Source organism: Aeromonas sp. 97A, assembly GCF_051919185.1.
Classification (GTDB): Bacteria; Pseudomonadota; Gammaproteobacteria; order Enterobacterales; family Aeromonadaceae; genus Aeromonas; species Aeromonas veronii.
In genome coordinates, this window is record NZ_JBQBFF010000001.1 from 3,076,744 (window position 1) to 3,091,060 (window position 14,317).

A 14,317-nucleotide genomic window follows, 5' to 3' on the forward strand; every position below is an offset into this window, starting at 1 on the left:
TCGGGGAACTCCCCGGCCAACTGACTGCCCACATCTATCGAACAGAGGAATGTATGGCAGCAAAAATCCAACTCAATCACATCGCGGCGATGCTGGCCCTGCTGGCCAGCGGTAGCGCCCTGGCCCACGGCTACATCAGCCAGCCCGAGAGTCGCAACTACCTGTGCAAAACCGGTGGCAACAGCCAGTGTGGCGGCGTGCAGTGGGAACCCCAGAGCGTGGAGGGCCCATCAGGCTTCCCGCAAACCGGCCCGCAGGATGGTCAAATCGCCTCGGCGGGCAGCCCGCGCTGGAGCGAGCTGAACATCCAGACCAGCGACCGCTGGACCAAGCGTGAAGTACAGCCCGGCCCCTTCGCCATCAGCTGGACCTTCACCGCCAACCACGTCACCCGCAACTGGCGCTACTACCTCACCAAGCAGGACTGGAACCCCAACCAGCCGCTCACCCGCGCCTCGTTCGACCTGACCCCCTTCTGCGTCATCGACGGCAACATGGTGCAGCCGCCCAAGCAGGTGACCCACAACTGTGTCCTGCCGGAGCGCACCGGTTATCAAGTGATCCTCGGCGTGTGGGAAGTGGGCGACACCAGCAACAGTTTCTACAACATCATCGATGCCAAGTTCAAAGATGGTAGCCAGCCGCCGCTGGAGTGGAGCCAGGCAGGCACCATCTACCCCTCCATCGACCTTGCTGTGGGTGACAAGGCGATGACCCGGGTATTCGATGCCAACGGCGAGCGCCCCGATCTGCAGACCGTGCTGACCATCACCACCGCCGAGCTGGGCCAGAAGAACAGCTGGGCCCATGCCCTCGCCAGCAAGATCAACGCCGAGCAAAGCCTGATCCGCGCCGGTCAGCAAGGAGCCGATGGCCAGTTCAATCCGGTCTACGGTATGAACTCCGTCTATCTGCATCGAGACAGCAAACTGGATCGAGTCGAGATTGATCTGCAACAGCTGCAGCCGCCGGTAGTGGACAGCATCAGCGTCAGCGGTCTGGCCAGCGACTATGTGCTGGACAACGGCAAGGCAACCCTCGATTTCACCGTCACCGCACAGGGCGATCTGGCCGTCACCAACACCCTCTATGACCACGGCGGCGTCGCCAAGGGTGAAAGCAGTGCCGACATCAAGGACAGCAGCCACACCTTCACCATGGCGCTGGAAGGTCTCAAGGCTGGTCACCACCAGCTGGTGATCAAGGCCACCCCGAAAGCGGGCGGCGAGACCATCCAACAGACCATGGATCTGATATTCAAGGAGCAGAGCAGCGGCGAATACGACTTCGTCTTCCCGAACTCGCTCAAATCCTATGCCGCCGGCACCAAGGTGCAGCAGCCGAAAAATGGCAAGGTCTATCAGTGCAAGCCCTTCCCCTACAGCGGCTACTGCCAGCAGTGGACCACCACAGCCACCCAGTACGAGCCGGGCATCGGCTCCCACTGGCAAATGGCCTGGGATGAAGTGAAGTAACTCGTCGCCGGAGAGCAAAAGGGGAGCCATTGGCTCCCCTTTTGTCATCTCTTCCTATTCAAATCTGGAAGTCGAGGGCTGGCTCGCTGCCCATGGCGCGGGCTTGAATATCCGCCAGCGCCAGCTCGGGGTTGCAGAGCTGGATAAACTGCCAGGCAAAGTTGTGCTGGAACTGCCCCTGCTTGAGGCCAATCCAGGCCGTGTGGGGGGCAAACAGCCGGCTGCCGTCGAGCTGTACCAGCCCCTGATCGCGCTGGGCGTCGAACGCCATATCGGCCAGTATGCCGACCCCCATCTCCAGCTCGACATAGGTCTTGATGACATCGGAGTCCTGCGCCGTCAGCAGGATCTGCGGCTCAATGCCAGCCGCAGCAAAGGCTTCATCCACCCGCACCCGCCCGGTCAACCCGGCTTGATAGGTGACGATAGGCCAGTTGGCCAGCGCCGCCAGCGTCAGATCCCGCTCGCCAGTCAGCGGATGTTGCTCGGGCACCACGATATTGTGGTGCCAGCGGTAGTAGGGAAATGCCACCACCCCTTCGCTCTTGTCGAGCTGCTCGCTGCTGATGCCGATATCCACCTCGCCGGTCTGCACCAGCCGCACTATCTCCTCCGGGCTACCCTGACGCAGCTCCAGCTGCACCAGCGGGAACTGCTCGCGAAACGCCTTCACCACCCGCGGCAGGGCATAGCGGGCCTGAGTATGGGTGGTCGCCACCAGTAAACGTCCCGAGTCGCGGTTGGCGAAGGTGCTGGCCAGTTTGCGGATGTTGTTGGCGTCATTGAGAATGCGCTCGGCAATCACCAGCAGCTCCTTGCCAGGCTCGGTCATACCGAGCAGCCGCTTGCCGTAGCGTATAAATAGTTCGATACCGAGCTCCTCTTCCAGCTCGCGGATATGGCGACTCACCCCGGATTGCGAGGTAAAAAGGGCGTTGGCCACCTCGGTCAGGTTGTAATCCCGCCGCGCGGCCTCCCGGATAATGCGTAACTGCTGAAAATTCACCTTGTCGCCTCCTGCGAAGAGTGGGCGACACAATCTGCTCGCCCCTCTCATTTTTGTTATTTGGCCGGATCATGCCCCGGCAAAGCGCCTGAACCCGGGCGGCCACACCGCCCGCAACACAACATCAAATCTGATAATCGGGATAGAACTGAGCCTGTCTGGCCACCAGCCGCACCCCCTGCCCCGGGGAAAACAGCTTGGCCGCCTCCTTGGTCAGCTCCGCCTCATAGTGAGCCCCTTTGGTCTCACCGTCACCGCGCAGCTCCACCCGAATGCGCGGCCCCATGGGCAGCAGGCGGGTAATGGTGGCGCGGATCCCGCCCGGCGCATCGGCTGGCAAGATCTCCAGTTCATGGGGACGGACATAGGCGATGGCGGCACTGCCGTGGGCCAGATGAGAAGCCGACGGCCCGCCGAGCAGCTGCTCGCCAACACCGAATCCCTGCTCCGCCACCCGACCGCGGAACTGATTCACGCTGCCAAGGAAGCTGTGGACGAAGGAGCTGGCGGGCTGGTCGTAGACCTCGGCCGGGGTGCCGATCTGCTCGACCCGTCCGGCATTCATCAGCACCACCCGATCCGCTACCTCCAGCGCCTCTTCCTGATCGTGAGTAACGAACAGACTGGTGACGTGCAGCTCGTCGTGCAGCTCGCGCAGCCAGCGACGCAGCTCCTTGCGCACCTGCGCATCGAGGGCGCCGAAGGGCTCGTCCAAGAGCAACACCTTGGGCTGCACCGCCAGCGCGCGGGCCAACGCAACCCGCTGGCGCTGACCGCCGGAGAGCTGGGTCGGATAGCGCTCGGCCACGTGGCTGAGCTGCACCAGATCCAGCAGCTCTTTGACCCGGGCACGGATCGCCGTCTCGGCCGGGCGCTCGCTGCGCGGTTTGACCCGCAGGCCAAACGCCACGTTTTCGAATACCGTCATGTGGCGAAACAGGGCGTAGTGCTGGAACACGAAGCCGACGTTGCGCTCACGCACATGGAGATCCGAGGCGTCCTCACCGCGGATGATGACGCTGCCACTGTCGGCCTGCTCCAGCCCGGCGATGATCCGCAGCAGGGTAGTCTTGCCACAGCCGGAGGGGCCAAGCAGGGCCACCAGCTCACCGTCGTGAAAGTCGAGGTTGATGTCTGCCAGCGCCGCGTACTGATTGAAATACTTGTTGAGTTGTTGAACCTGAATGCTCATGGCTGCCTCTTTAAAACGGTGATCAGTGAGATTTGGTGGGCTGGGCACGCAGCCGGGCCAACAGGGTTTCACCCAGCAGGGTGAAGATCCCGAACAGAGCCAAGAGGCTTGCCACTGCAAAGGCGGCGCCGGTCTGGTACTCGTTGTAGAGGATCTCGATATGCAGCGGCAGGGTATTGGTCTGGCCGCGAATATGACCGGAAACCACCGACACCGCGCCAAACTCCCCGACCGCACGGGCGGTACAGAGCAGCAGGCCGTACATCAGGCTCCAGCGAATGCCGGGCAGGGTGACGCGCCAGAACATCTGCAGGCCGCTCGCCCCCAGCATGATGGCCGCCTCTTCCTCTTCCGGGCCGCGCGCCTCCATCTGGGGCAGCAGCTCGCGCACCACGAAGGGCACGGTGATGAAGGTGGTAGCCAGGATGATCCCCGGGGTGGCGAAAATGATCTTGATGTCGTGCTCGCTCAGCCAGTCACCAAACCAGCCGCGGCTACCGAACATCAACACCAGCATCAGACCGGCGATCACCGGCGACACCGAGAAGGGCAGATCGATGATGGTGATGAGCAGTTGCCGACCGGGAAAGCGGAAACGGGCGATGGCCCAGGCTGCCGCGATCCCGAACAGCAGATTGAGGGGAACGGCGCAGAGGGTCACCAGTGCGGTGAGACCGAGGGCGCTCAGGGCATCCGGCTCGCTGATGGCGTGCCAGAAGAAGGCGAGCCCCGGCGTCAGCGCCTGAATAAAGACGGTAGCCAACGGCAGCAGCAACAGGGCGGCAAACCAGCCCAAACCAACGGTGATGAGCAGCCACTTGACCCACTGGGGTTCACGGATCACGACCGGTGCCTTGCGAGCGGGGGTCGCCTCCACAGAGGCCGCCTCAATGGCGATAGCAGATGAACTCATATCCGGCTCCCTCCGATGCGAGACCAGCTCCAGGCCTGCAACTTGTTGATTAGCAGTAACAAAATGAACGAAATCAGCAGCATCACCACTGCGATGGCGGAGGCACCAGCATAGTCATACTCCTCCAGGTGGCTCATGATCATCAGCGGCGCGATTTCCGAGACCATCGGCAGGTTGCCGGCGATAAAGATGACGGAGCCGTACTCCCCCACCCCGCGGGCAAACGCCAGCGCAAAACCGGTCAGCAGGGCAGGCACCAGGGTGGGCCAGAGCACTCGCAGAAAGGTCTGCCAGCGATCGGCGCCGAGGCTGGCGGCCGCCTCCTCTTGCTCGGTTTCAGCCTCCCGCAGCACCGGCTGCAGGGTGCGCACCACAAACGGCAATCCGATAAAGGTGAGTGCGATAACGACGCCGATGGGGTTGTAGGCGAGCTGGATGCCGAGCGGCGCCAGCAACTGGCCGATCCAGCCGTTGGGGGCGAAGATGGCGCACAGGGCGATGCCGGAGACAGCGGTCGGCATGGCAAATGGCAGGTCGATCAGCGCATCCACTAGACGACGACCGGGGAAGGTGTAGCGCACCAGGATCCAGGCCAGGATCAGGCCAAACAGGCTGTTGAGCAGCGCCGCGACAAAGGCCGCACCGAAGCTCAGGCGAAAGGAGGCGAGCACCCGGGGTGAACCGATCACCTGCCAGAACTCGGCGGCGGTCAGGTTGTTGATCGCAAACAGCACCAGGGCCGAGAGCGGCAACAGCACCAACAGGCCCAGATAGAGCAAGCTGAACCCCAAGGTGGGGCCAAAACCGGGCAGGACAGAATAAGAACCAAATCGCATAACACATCCATCTGTTATGAAGAATTTTCGATATGGTGATTCTGCGCACTCCCCTCATCGGCAACAAACATCAATTGCGACTTTGCTAATCACTTTTTTGTCTAACCGCAGAGTCACAAGGCTCTTGGCGCACTCCAAATAAAAAAAGGTCTTTTATATAAATAAAAGACCTAAGAAATGGAGCAATACGGAGCGGAGCATTCAAAGAACGGGGGCATGGAGTAGCCAGCGAACAGCGCGCCCGACAACCCTCCAACCACTTCACAGATACCTAGCGAAAGCCCAGTACGACCGGCCGGGGCGATGAGGCCTTGACCGGAGCCACCACCAGCTCACCACGGCGATAGAGAGCCCCCAGCAAATGCAGCCCCTGATGCCAGTCCCCATGACCTGACTGGGCATTGATATGGCCCGCCTCACCGGCATCGAACAGCGGCACCTGCCACTGACGGCTCCAGTATTCGACCCGTTCAAAGCTCATCCAGGGATCATTGCGGCTGGCCACCAGCTGGGCCGATACCTGCAGCGGCCCGGCCAAGGCCTCATCCGCAATACCAAAACGGGCAGGATCGGCGGGCGCCACCAGAAAGATCGAGGCCACCTTCTCCGGCTGCAAGCGGGCCGCCGCGATGGCGGTCAGGGCGCCGAAGGAGTGAGCCACCAGATGGACCCGACTGCGGCGACGTTTCAGCTTGCTCGCCAGCTTGGCACTCCAGACCCTGAGGTCCGGCTTGTCCCACGGTAGCCCGGTCATCCGCTGCCATTGGGGAAAATGATCGTGCCAGCGGCTCTGCCAGTGATCCGGCCCACTGTTGTGCAGACCGGGAACCAGGAGGATCTTGTTCATCTTGGTGCTCCTATCGGCTGGCACAGGGGCCAGTTCAGTGATGGATAACGAAGCTATCAACGACCCGGCTGATAGATCTGGTCAAACAGACCGCCCTGGGCGAAGTGTTTCTTCTGGGCTTTCTCCCAATCCCCTTCCAGATCCTTGACGGTAAAGAAGGCAAGCTGCGGGAACTGGGTTGCCGTCTCCTTCAGGATCGCCGGGTTGCTGGGGCGATAGTGATGTTTGGCGACGATATGCTGCCCCTCGTCAGAGTAGAGATAATCGAGATAGGCCTTGGCCACCGCTTCGGTACCGTGCTTCCTGGCCACCTTGTCCACCACCGCGACCGGCGGCTCCGCCAGAATGGAGACCGAAGGCACCACCAGCTCGAACTTGTCGCTGGCACCCGCCTGACCAAGCACCAGCAGGGCTTCGTTCTCCCACGCCAGCAGCACGTCACCGAGACCACGCTCGGTAAAGCTGGTGGTGGCACCGCGGGCGCCTGAGTCCAGCACCTTCACGTTCTTGAAGAGATCGCCGACAAACTGCTTGGCCCCCTCTTCACTGCCGCTCTTCTTCAGGGCATAACCCCAGGCGGCCAGATAGTTCCAGCGGGCACCGCCGGAGGTCTTGGGATTGGGGGTCACGATGGCGACATCCTTGCGCACCAGATCATCCCAATCCTTGATCTGCTTGGGATTGCCCTTGCGCACCAGGAAGACAATGGTGGAGGTATAGGGCGAGGCGTTGTTGCCGAGGCGACTCTGCCAGTCGGCAGCGGTCAGCCCCTCCTTGGCGATGGCGTTGACATCGTAGGCCAGCGCCAGCGATACCACGTCGGCCTCCAGTCCATCCACCACAGCGCGGGCCTGCTTGCCGGAGCCACCGTGAGACTGGCTCACCACCACGTCGTCGCCGGTCTTCGCCTTCCACTCCTTGGCAAAGGCGGCGTTGTACTCCTGAAACAGCTCGCGGGTCGGATCGTAAGAGACGTTGAGCAGGCGGATCTCGGCGGCATTGGCCTGACCAAATGCCAGCAGAGAGAACAGGGTCAGGGCGGTCATTCGCAGTTTCATGGTGATACTCCATATCTTGTTGGGTTGAGAACAGCATGCCGTGGAGTTGTTATGCCCAGAAGAAAGAAATAACTCTTTGCTTATCTCTTTTGCTCATATCAGCTCAGCTACCCGCACCGGGAGCCGGACGCACACTCTGTGAGCCATGCCCCTCTGTGACCTCAAGCGCTGTGCCATCATGGGAACAAGGCAGGCAGATGACGAAAAGGAAGTCGTTATGTGGATCAATGCAGAACCCGTCAACGGTGCCCTGGTCTCGCTGGCCATCGGCCTCATCATCGGACTGGAACGGGGCTGGCAGGTTCGCCAGCTGGGTGATAACCAGCGCATCGCCGGGATGCGTACCTACGGCCTCATCGGCCTGCTCGGCGGGGTGTGCGGTTTGCTGCTGCCTACCCTGGGCCCCTGGCTGCCGCTGCTCGGCCTTCTAGCGGTGGTGATCGGCTGCGGCCTCTCGGTCTGGCTGGCCCAGCGCTGGCAAGGGGAGTTTGGCCTCACCAGCTCGGTAGCTATGCTGCTCACCTATTTGCTGGGGCTGATGTCGGTGCTGCTGAGCCCGAGCGAAGCGGTGGCCTGCGCCGTGCTGGCCGCCCTGTTGATGGGTTTGAAGGGACAGATCCAGCAGGGGATGCTCTTTCTCAGCGAGACCGAGTTTCACGCCACCCTGCGCTTTCTGCTTATCTCGCTGGTGCTGTTGCCGGTGCTGCCCAACGAGGAGATGGGGCCCCTCGATGCTTTCAATCCCTTCAAAATCTGGCTGATGGTGGTGGTGATCGCCGGCATCTCGTTTTGTGGCCACTTCGCGGTGCGGCTGCTCGGTACTCGCGCCGGACTGGTGCTCACCAGCATACTGGCGGGATTGGCCTCCTCCACCGCCCTCACCCTGCAGTTTGCCCGCCTCAACAAGGAACAAGGAGGGCTGGAGCGGCTGCTGGCCACCGGCATCCTGCTGGCGGGGGCCACCATGTGGCTGCGGCTGCTGGTACTGGTGCTGCTCATTCACAGCGAACTGGCGATGCGCCTCGCCGCCCCGCTTGTGTTGCTGGCGACCACGGTGTACGGCTTTGCCTTCTGGTTCTGGCGCCAGCGCGAGGAGCTGACTGACGGCCCGGTACAGCCGGAAACCAGCAACCCGCTCGATCTGGCCACCGCCATCAAGTTCGGCCTGCTGCTGGCGTTGATCGGCTTTATGGCAACGCTGCTGCAAGACAAGGTAGGCAACTCGGGGGTCTATCTGCTGTCGCTGGTGTCGGGGATCACCGACGTGGACGCCATCACGCTGTCACTCTCCCAGCTCTCCCACAAGGAGCTGGCACTGGAGGTGGCCGCTCGCGGCATTCTGCTCGCCGGACTGGTCAACTCGCTGGTAAAGGGGTTGCTTGCCCTCGGCATCGGCGGGCGCAGTCTCGGGCTGCGGGTATTGCTCCCCTACTTCGTCTCGGCCCTGCTGATCCTTCCCCTCGTCTGGCCAACAGGATGACCGGGATCACCTGCAACAAGTGACAGACTGACGGCGCCCCTGACAGTCACGTATACTGCCTGCTCTTGCAGCATGGGGAGGTAGCAATGGCGAGCGACTGGGACAAGGTACTGGCAGGCGGGGCACTGGATAGCCAGAGCGAGGAGATAGCCAACGACCGGATCCGCGGTCAGGCGCTGCTGGCCCGGCTCAATGGTTCATCGGCGGGCGATGCCCCTCTGCGCCAGCAGATCTGCCGCGAGCTCTTTGGCCACTGCCCCGACTCCTGCTGGATCAGCACGCCGTTTACCTGCGAATTCGGCCGCAACATTCATATCGGCGAGAAGACCTTCTTCAACTTCAACGTCACCATTCTCGACGTGGGCGAAGTGCACATCGGCAGCCATGTGCTACTGGCCCCCAACGTGCAGATCTACACCGCCACCCACACCATGAACTATCTGGAGCGACGCAACTGGACCGCCTACAACAAGCCGGTGCGGATCGGTGACGACTGCTGGATTGGTGGCGGCGCCATCATCTGCCCCGGCGTCACCATAGGGCCGCGCTCCATCATAGGTGCCGGCACCGTGGTGACCCGCGACATCCCGGCCGACTCAGTGGCAGTGGGCAATCCGGCCAAGGTGATCCGCACCCTCAAGCAGGACGAGGAGCGCTGCTGGGAGCTGGCCCAATGATGGCGCTGGCGCTGCTGCCACTGGGCGCCGCCCTCTGGCTCGGCCTCGGCGAACAGCAGTGGTGGCCCCTGGCCGTGTTGCTCTCCATGAGCCTGCTCACGGTAGCCGCCTACGCCTGGGACAAGCGGCAGGCGGTACGGGGTGAGTGGCGCATTCCCGAATCGAGGCTCCATCTGCTGGAGCTGTGCGGCGGCTGGCCGGGGGCGCTGGTGGCCCGCCAGTGGCTGCGCCACAAGACCCAGAAGCGCAGCTACCGGCTGGTCTTCTGGTTTATCGTGCTGCTGCACCTCACCCTGTGGGCCCTCTGGCTTGGCCGCCCCCTCTGGCAACAATAGCCACCCGAGTAACAAAATTGTGGCTTGACCGCCCGCTCTGGCAGCAATAGCCAACTGCATCACAAAGACGAAACGGGCCCCATTGCGGCCAATTGGCGGCTATGAGAAAACAGAACGGATCCATCAGCGTTTTCGCCGTTTATAGACGACAAGGAGTCGTGACATGACCATGTGGACAGGCATAGTCCTGATCGTATTTATCAGCCTATTGTTCGGATATCTCGGCAAGCGGGCCCGCTATCAGATGGGGGATGCCCGCATCACCGACCGCCTCGGCAAGCAGGATATGATCATCAGAGAATTGCAGGAGAGGATCGCCAATCTGGAGGCGATCGTCATCGAAGAGGAGAAACGGCGCCCGTTTCGGGAGCTGTGATTTTTTCACCGCAAGGTTTCAGATACAGAGAGGGCTGCACGATGCAGCCCTCTCTTGTTTCAGCAGGCTCAGATTGCCAGCGGCAGCAACTCGGCATAGTCGCGGATCGCCGGAAAAGCGGTAATGCTCTGCTCCGGCTTGCAGCTATCCGGATTCTGGATCGCCAGCTGGTAGCCGATGCCATAGTCGGCGGCGGCCCGCAGGATCCGCTCGCTGTCATCCACAAACAGGGTGCGGGCCGGATCGAACGCCAGCCGCTCGGCCAGTGCCTGCCAGCAGTACTGGCTCTCCTTCGACCAGCCCAGCTCGTGGGTACTCACCATCAGATCCAGATGGTCGCTCAGCCCCAGCTGCGCATCCTTCACCGACAGACTGGCGGGGTGGGCATTGGTGAAAAGCACCAGCTGCTTGCCCGCGGCGCGCAGCGCGGCCAGAAAGTGGATGGCGTGGGGACGCCACTGGATCTTCGCCAGCAGCTCCTGCTTGAGGGCGCAAATATCGAGTCCCAGGGTCTCGCTCCAGTAATCCACGCAGTACCAGTTGAGGGTGCCGTTGACGGCGTGATAGTGGACATCGATCTGCGCTTTGGCTTCATCCAGCGGCAGACCGAGCCGCTCGGCGTAACGCTCCGGCACCAGCTGCTGCCAGAGGTGGTTGTCAAAATGCAGATCGATCAGGGTGCCATCCATATCGAGCAAGACGGTGTCTATCTGGTGCCAGGGCAAGGTGGTAGCGCGGGAGTGTGGCATCGGGTCTCTTGATCTCGGTGTCGCGAAAGAAATGGAGCGGCAGTATAGCGGATTTTTCCTCCCCCTTTGCCATCCCTGGCCCGTGGTGTTCGGTGTGAGAGTCGTTTACTCTTGAAGCACGATTTTTTAACGAGCTGCCAGCGTCCGATGAGCGACCCCCACAAGAGCAAACCCGAGCACATCTCTGCCGACCAACTGGATCATCCCAAGAGCAAACCGGAGATCCTCAAAGCCGATATCGTCGCCGAGAGCCGACTGTTCAAGGTGGAATCGCTACACCTCAAGTTCTCCAATGGCGAAGAGCGGGTCTACGAGCGGATGCGCGGCGGCAATCGTGGCGCCGTCATGGTGGTGCCGCTGTTCGATGCCCACACCCTGCTGCTGGTGCGCGAATATGCCGCCGGCACCCACTCCTACGAGCTGGGCTTCCCTAAAGGGCTGATCGACCCGGGCGAAGATGCCTTCGAGGCGGGCAACCGGGAGCTGATGGAGGAAGCGGGCTTTGGCGCCAACAGCCTGACCCTACTCAAGCAGGTGTCGCTGGCGCCCGGTTACTTCTCCAGCCGGATGGACATCCTGCTGGCCCGGGACCTCTTCCCCGAACAGCGGATCGGCGATGAACCCGAACCGCTGGAGGTGATCCCCTGGCCACTCAACCGGATCGACGAATTGCTGGCGCGGCCCGACTTCACCGAGTCGCGCAGCATCAGTGCCCTGCTCTTGGCCCAGAAGTGGCTGGCGGAGCAGGCAGAGTAGCCCGCAGACGGGCAGTTAACAGACAGAGGATAACGAGATGCAGGAGTTGTTGGCCTGGGTGCCGGGGGTCAAGGAGATTGCCCGCGAAGCCGGAAGGATCCTTCACGACATCTATCACGGCGGTCAGTTCGAGCGTCAGCTGAAGGAGGATGCGACCCCGGTCACCAGTGCCGATCTTGCTGCCGATGCCTACCTCAAGCAGGCGCTCTCGGCGCTCACCCCCCATGTGCCGGTGCTGACCGAAGAGGCAGCCGACATCCCCTTCAGCCAGCGATCCAACTGGCGGCAGTACTGGCTGGTGGATCCCCTCGACGGCACTGGCGAATTTATCGCGGGCAGCGGCGACTTCGCCACCCTGATCGCGCTGGTGCGGGACAATGTGCCGGTGCTCGGGGTCATCTATGCCCCCGAGTCTGACGTGCTCTACTGGGCGGTGCGCGGCTACGGCGCCTTCAAGGAGGTGAATGGCGAGGTGTTGCCCATCAGCGCCATACATCACGAGCATGACCAGCCCGACTCGCTGGTAGTAGCCATCAGCCGCCGCCAGAAGCTGGAGAACCTCACCCGCCGCCTCAACCCGGCCATCAACTACGAGCTGATCCCGCTCGGCTCCAGCTCCCTCAAATCCTGTCTGGTGGCGGAAGGTGCGGCCGATTGCTACGTAAGGCTCGGCCCTACCGGCGAGTGGGATACCGCCGCCGCCCAGTGCATCGTCGAGGCGGCCGGTGGCCGCATCCTCAGCCTGGCGTTGCAGCCACTCAGTTACAACGAAACCGAGTCGCTGGAGAACCCTGACTTTATCGTGATGGGGGATCCGGATCTCGCCTGGGGCAACATTCTGGCCCACTAGACGAGTAGCGATATCATCACACCAGACAAGCAGGCGGCCCGATGGCCGCCTGCTTTTTCAGGGAAGTTTCCCCGAGTGATGGCCGGTGTGATCCGCTACCAAAGGCGCTTTTGAACAGCGTGATACGCTGGCAAAGAAGCGAAATGATAGTGAAACATCACAATCGGTCGGCGAGAAATGGTACGATTTTTCACGTAATTCTGAAAACACCTGTTTAGCCAAAATAAAAAAACGAGAGCGGATCAAATTTTGGTTTTATATTTCACAAAAATCACAAATATCAGTTTTGTTACATTCTGTGAACCAGATTCCATTCCCAATCTCGCTGGCTAAACCCCGCAATAGCAGTGATATGTTTCAGTCTCGCTTTTTGAGAATTAAATCCCGATAAACCACAATGAACTCAGATTAAAACACTAACAAAAAGTGAATTAGTAATGAGTTTATCTGTAGAGGCTACCAAGGAGCTATCCGGTTCCTGCTCCACCACTGCCAGCATCACCCGCTGGCGCCGTCACGACACCCACTGGGTTATCAGCCTGTTTGGCACCGCCGTTGGCGCCGGCATCCTGTTCCTGCCCATCAATCTGGGTCTGGGCGGCATCTGGCCCCTCGTTATCGTCGCAGTACTGGCAGGCCCCATGACCTTCCTCGCCCACCGCGGGCTGGCGCGCTTCGTGCTCTCCTCTTCACGTCCCCACGCCGACTTCACTGAAGTGGCGGAGGAGCATTTCGGCAAGATGGCCGGTCGCCTTATCTCGGCACTCTACTTCCTCTCCATCTTCCCGATCCTGCTCATCTACGGGGTCGGGCTGACCAACACGGTGGAGAGCTTTATGGTCAACCAGCTCGGCATGGCGACCCCGGATCGGGTGATGCTCTCCGGCGTGCTGGTGTTTGCCATGATCGCCGTGATGCTGGCGGGTGAGAAGGCGATGCTGCGTGCCTTCGCCTTTATGGTCTATCCGCTGGCGGCCATTCTGGCGGCCCTCTCCTGCTACCTCATTCCCCAGTGGCAATGGCCGGAAGTGACCGCGTTTGAGGGGGTCAGCTTCCTCAACACCGTCTGGCTGGCGCTGCCTGTCACCGTGTTCGCCTTCAGCCACGCCGCCGCCATCTCCGGTTTTGCCAACGTGCAGCGTCGTGAATATGGCGAGCAGGCAGAAGCCAAGAGCGGCCTGATCCTGCGCAACACCACAGTGATGCTGGTGGGCTTCGTGCTGTTCTTCGTCTTCTCCTGCGTGCTGAGCCTTTCGCCAGCCCAGCTGGCCGAAGCCAAGGCCCAGAACGTCTCTGTGCTCTCCTATCTCGCCAACATCACCGACAACCCGGTGATCGTGACTCTGGGGCCGCTCATCGCCTTTATCGCCATCAGCTCCTCCTTCCTCGGCCACTTCCTCGGTGCCCGTGAAAGCCTGAAAAGCCTGATCGCCAAGCCCACCGGCCTGCCGCTTGCCAAGGCGGACAAACTAGGCATCGCCCTGATGTTCTTCGCCATCTGGGGCGCCGCCGTCATCAACCCGGGCATTCTGGGACTGATGGAGACCCTCTCCGGCCCGGTCATCGCCATGATCCTGTTCATCATGCCGGTGATTGCCATCTACAAGGTGGAGGCGCTGGCCCGCTTCCGTCACGGCTGGACCAACGGCTTTATCCTGCTGACCGGGTCGCTGGCGGTATCGGCGCTGATCTTCAGCCTGTTGAAGTAACGACTCGCAGCAGATAACAAAAAGAGAGGCGACCCCGGGGTCGCCTCTCTTGTCTCTG

Annotated in this window: 15 protein-coding genes; 8 read left to right on the forward strand and 7 right to left on the reverse strand. The window is 61.4% G+C overall.

Annotated features, from left to right (window positions below; genetic code table 11):
* Positions 1-53: 53 nt before the first annotated feature.
* Positions 54-1,475 carry an N-acetylglucosamine-binding protein GbpA gene (gene gbpA, locus ACTG27_RS13835; protein WP_439979830.1) on the forward strand — a complete coding sequence of 474 codons (1,422 nt, stop codon included), beginning with the start codon at positions 54-56 and terminating at the stop codon, positions 1,473-1,475.
* A gap of 58 nt (positions 1,476-1,533) precedes the next feature.
* Here the strand turns inward: gbpA and cbl are convergent, their stop codons facing one another.
* The 6 genes from cbl to ACTG27_RS13865 all read right to left on the reverse strand — a co-directional run bounded on the left by cbl (position 1,534) and on the right by ACTG27_RS13865 (position 7,327).
* Positions 1,534-2,481: an HTH-type transcriptional regulator Cbl gene (gene cbl, locus ACTG27_RS13840; protein WP_439979831.1), complete on the reverse strand. Its 948-nt coding sequence runs from the start codon at positions 2,479-2,481 to the stop codon at positions 1,534-1,536.
* 124 nt (positions 2,482-2,605) lie between these two features.
* Positions 2,606-3,673 (reverse strand): sulfate/molybdate ABC transporter ATP-binding protein, encoded by a 1,068-nt coding sequence (locus ACTG27_RS13845; RefSeq protein ID WP_439979832.1) that lies wholly within the window; start codon positions 3,671-3,673, stop codon positions 2,606-2,608.
* 22 nt (positions 3,674-3,695) lie between these two features.
* On the reverse strand, positions 3,696-4,586 hold the full coding sequence (gene cysW / locus ACTG27_RS13850) for a sulfate ABC transporter permease subunit CysW (RefSeq protein ID WP_005343065.1): 891 nt from the start codon (positions 4,584-4,586) through the stop codon (positions 3,696-3,698).
* Positions 4,583-5,422, reverse strand: coding sequence for a sulfate ABC transporter permease subunit CysT (cysT, locus tag ACTG27_RS13855; protein ID WP_040067348.1), 840 nt, complete (start codon positions 5,420-5,422; stop codon positions 4,583-4,585). Before cysT ends, cysW begins: the two co-directional genes overlap by 4 nt.
* 271 nt (positions 5,423-5,693) lie before the next feature.
* Entirely contained in the window at positions 5,694-6,269 is a 576-nt protein-coding gene (locus ACTG27_RS13860) for an RBBP9/YdeN family alpha/beta hydrolase (RefSeq protein ID WP_439979833.1), read from the reverse strand.
* 56 nt (positions 6,270-6,325) lie between these two features.
* A complete protein-coding gene (locus ACTG27_RS13865) occupies positions 6,326-7,327 on the reverse strand; it encodes a sulfate ABC transporter substrate-binding protein (RefSeq protein ID WP_201946985.1) in 1,002 nt (333 codons plus the stop codon).
* 217 nt (positions 7,328-7,544) lie between these two features.
* On the opposite strand from ACTG27_RS13865, the gene ACTG27_RS13870 reads away from it, so the two are divergent.
* The 4 genes from ACTG27_RS13870 (at position 7,545) to ACTG27_RS13885 (ending at position 10,195) form a co-directional block, all read left to right on the forward strand.
* Complete coding sequence (locus tag ACTG27_RS13870) at positions 7,545-8,807, forward strand: MgtC/SapB family protein (protein ID WP_279488800.1); 1,263 nt, start codon at positions 7,545-7,547, stop codon at positions 8,805-8,807.
* Positions 8,808-8,893: 86 nt separating this feature from the next.
* Complete coding sequence (locus ACTG27_RS13875; protein ID WP_439979834.1) at positions 8,894-9,484, forward strand: sugar O-acetyltransferase; 591 nt, start codon at positions 8,894-8,896, stop codon at positions 9,482-9,484.
* Positions 9,481-9,819: a DUF1294 domain-containing protein gene (locus ACTG27_RS13880; RefSeq protein ID WP_159157701.1), complete on the forward strand. Its 339-nt coding sequence runs from the start codon at positions 9,481-9,483 to the stop codon at positions 9,817-9,819. Before ACTG27_RS13875 ends, ACTG27_RS13880 begins: the two co-directional genes overlap by 4 nt.
* 163 nt (positions 9,820-9,982) lie before the next feature.
* On the forward strand, positions 9,983-10,195 hold the full coding sequence (locus ACTG27_RS13885) for a hypothetical protein (RefSeq protein WP_040067337.1): 213 nt from the start codon (positions 9,983-9,985) through the stop codon (positions 10,193-10,195).
* Positions 10,196-10,263: 68 nt separating this feature from the next.
* On the opposite strand, the gene yrfG is transcribed toward ACTG27_RS13885, so the two are convergent.
* Entirely contained in the window at positions 10,264-10,944 is a 681-nt protein-coding gene (yrfG, locus tag ACTG27_RS13890; RefSeq protein ID WP_439979835.1) for a GMP/IMP nucleotidase, read from the reverse strand.
* A 147-nt stretch (positions 10,945-11,091) separates the two neighbouring features.
* Here yrfG and nudE point away from each other — a divergent pair, with 147 nt between their 5' ends.
* From nudE to ACTG27_RS13905, 3 genes are all read left to right on the forward strand, one after another.
* Positions 11,092-11,700: an ADP compounds hydrolase NudE gene (nudE, locus tag ACTG27_RS13895; protein WP_005340262.1), complete on the forward strand. Its 609-nt coding sequence runs from the start codon at positions 11,092-11,094 to the stop codon at positions 11,698-11,700.
* Positions 11,701-11,737: 37 nt separating this feature from the next.
* A complete protein-coding gene (cysQ, locus tag ACTG27_RS13900; protein ID WP_323914901.1) occupies positions 11,738-12,550 on the forward strand; it encodes a 3'(2'),5'-bisphosphate nucleotidase CysQ in 813 nt (270 codons plus the stop codon).
* Between the two features lie 437 nt (positions 12,551-12,987).
* The gene (locus tag ACTG27_RS13905) at positions 12,988-14,259 is read left to right on the forward strand and encodes an aromatic amino acid transport family protein (RefSeq protein ID WP_058056504.1); all 1,272 of its coding nucleotides are present in this window, start codon (positions 12,988-12,990) and stop codon (positions 14,257-14,259) included.
* Positions 14,260-14,317 lie beyond the last annotated feature (58 nt).

Bases quoted from the DNA above. Each gene is read 5' to 3' on its own strand.
- ACTG27_RS13860 (WP_439979833.1), bottom strand. From the start codon at position 6,269: ATGAACAAGATCCTCCTGGTTCCCGGTCTGCACAACAGTGGGCCGGAT.
- ACTG27_RS13880 (WP_159157701.1), top strand. From the start codon at position 9,481: ATGATGGCGCTGGCGCTGCTGCCACTGGGCGCCGCCCTCTGGCTCGGC.
- nudE (WP_005340262.1), top strand. From the start codon at position 11,092: ATGAGCGACCCCCACAAGAGCAAACCCGAGCACATCTCTGCCGACCAA.
- ACTG27_RS13875 (WP_439979834.1), top strand. From the start codon at position 8,894: ATGGCGAGCGACTGGGACAAGGTACTGGCAGGCGGGGCACTGGATAGC.
- cysQ (WP_323914901.1), top strand. From the start codon at position 11,738: ATGCAGGAGTTGTTGGCCTGGGTGCCGGGGGTCAAGGAGATTGCCCGC.
- yrfG (WP_439979835.1), bottom strand. From the start codon at position 10,944: ATGCCACACTCCCGCGCTACCACCTTGCCCTGGCACCAGATAGACACC.
- ACTG27_RS13885 (WP_040067337.1), top strand. From the start codon at position 9,983: ATGACCATGTGGACAGGCATAGTCCTGATCGTATTTATCAGCCTATTG.
- ACTG27_RS13845 (WP_439979832.1), bottom strand. From the start codon at position 3,673: ATGAGCATTCAGGTTCAACAACTCAACAAGTATTTCAATCAGTACGCG.
- ACTG27_RS13905 (WP_058056504.1), top strand. From the start codon at position 12,988: ATGAGTTTATCTGTAGAGGCTACCAAGGAGCTATCCGGTTCCTGCTCC.
- gbpA (WP_439979830.1), top strand. From the start codon at position 54: ATGGCAGCAAAAATCCAACTCAATCACATCGCGGCGATGCTGGCCCTG.
- ACTG27_RS13865 (WP_201946985.1), bottom strand. From the start codon at position 7,327: ATGAAACTGCGAATGACCGCCCTGACCCTGTTCTCTCTGCTGGCATTT.
- cysT (WP_040067348.1), bottom strand. From the start codon at position 5,422: ATGCGATTTGGTTCTTATTCTGTCCTGCCCGGTTTTGGCCCCACCTTG.
- ACTG27_RS13870 (WP_279488800.1), top strand. From the start codon at position 7,545: ATGTGGATCAATGCAGAACCCGTCAACGGTGCCCTGGTCTCGCTGGCC.
- cysW (WP_005343065.1), bottom strand. From the start codon at position 4,586: ATGAGTTCATCTGCTATCGCCATTGAGGCGGCCTCTGTGGAGGCGACC.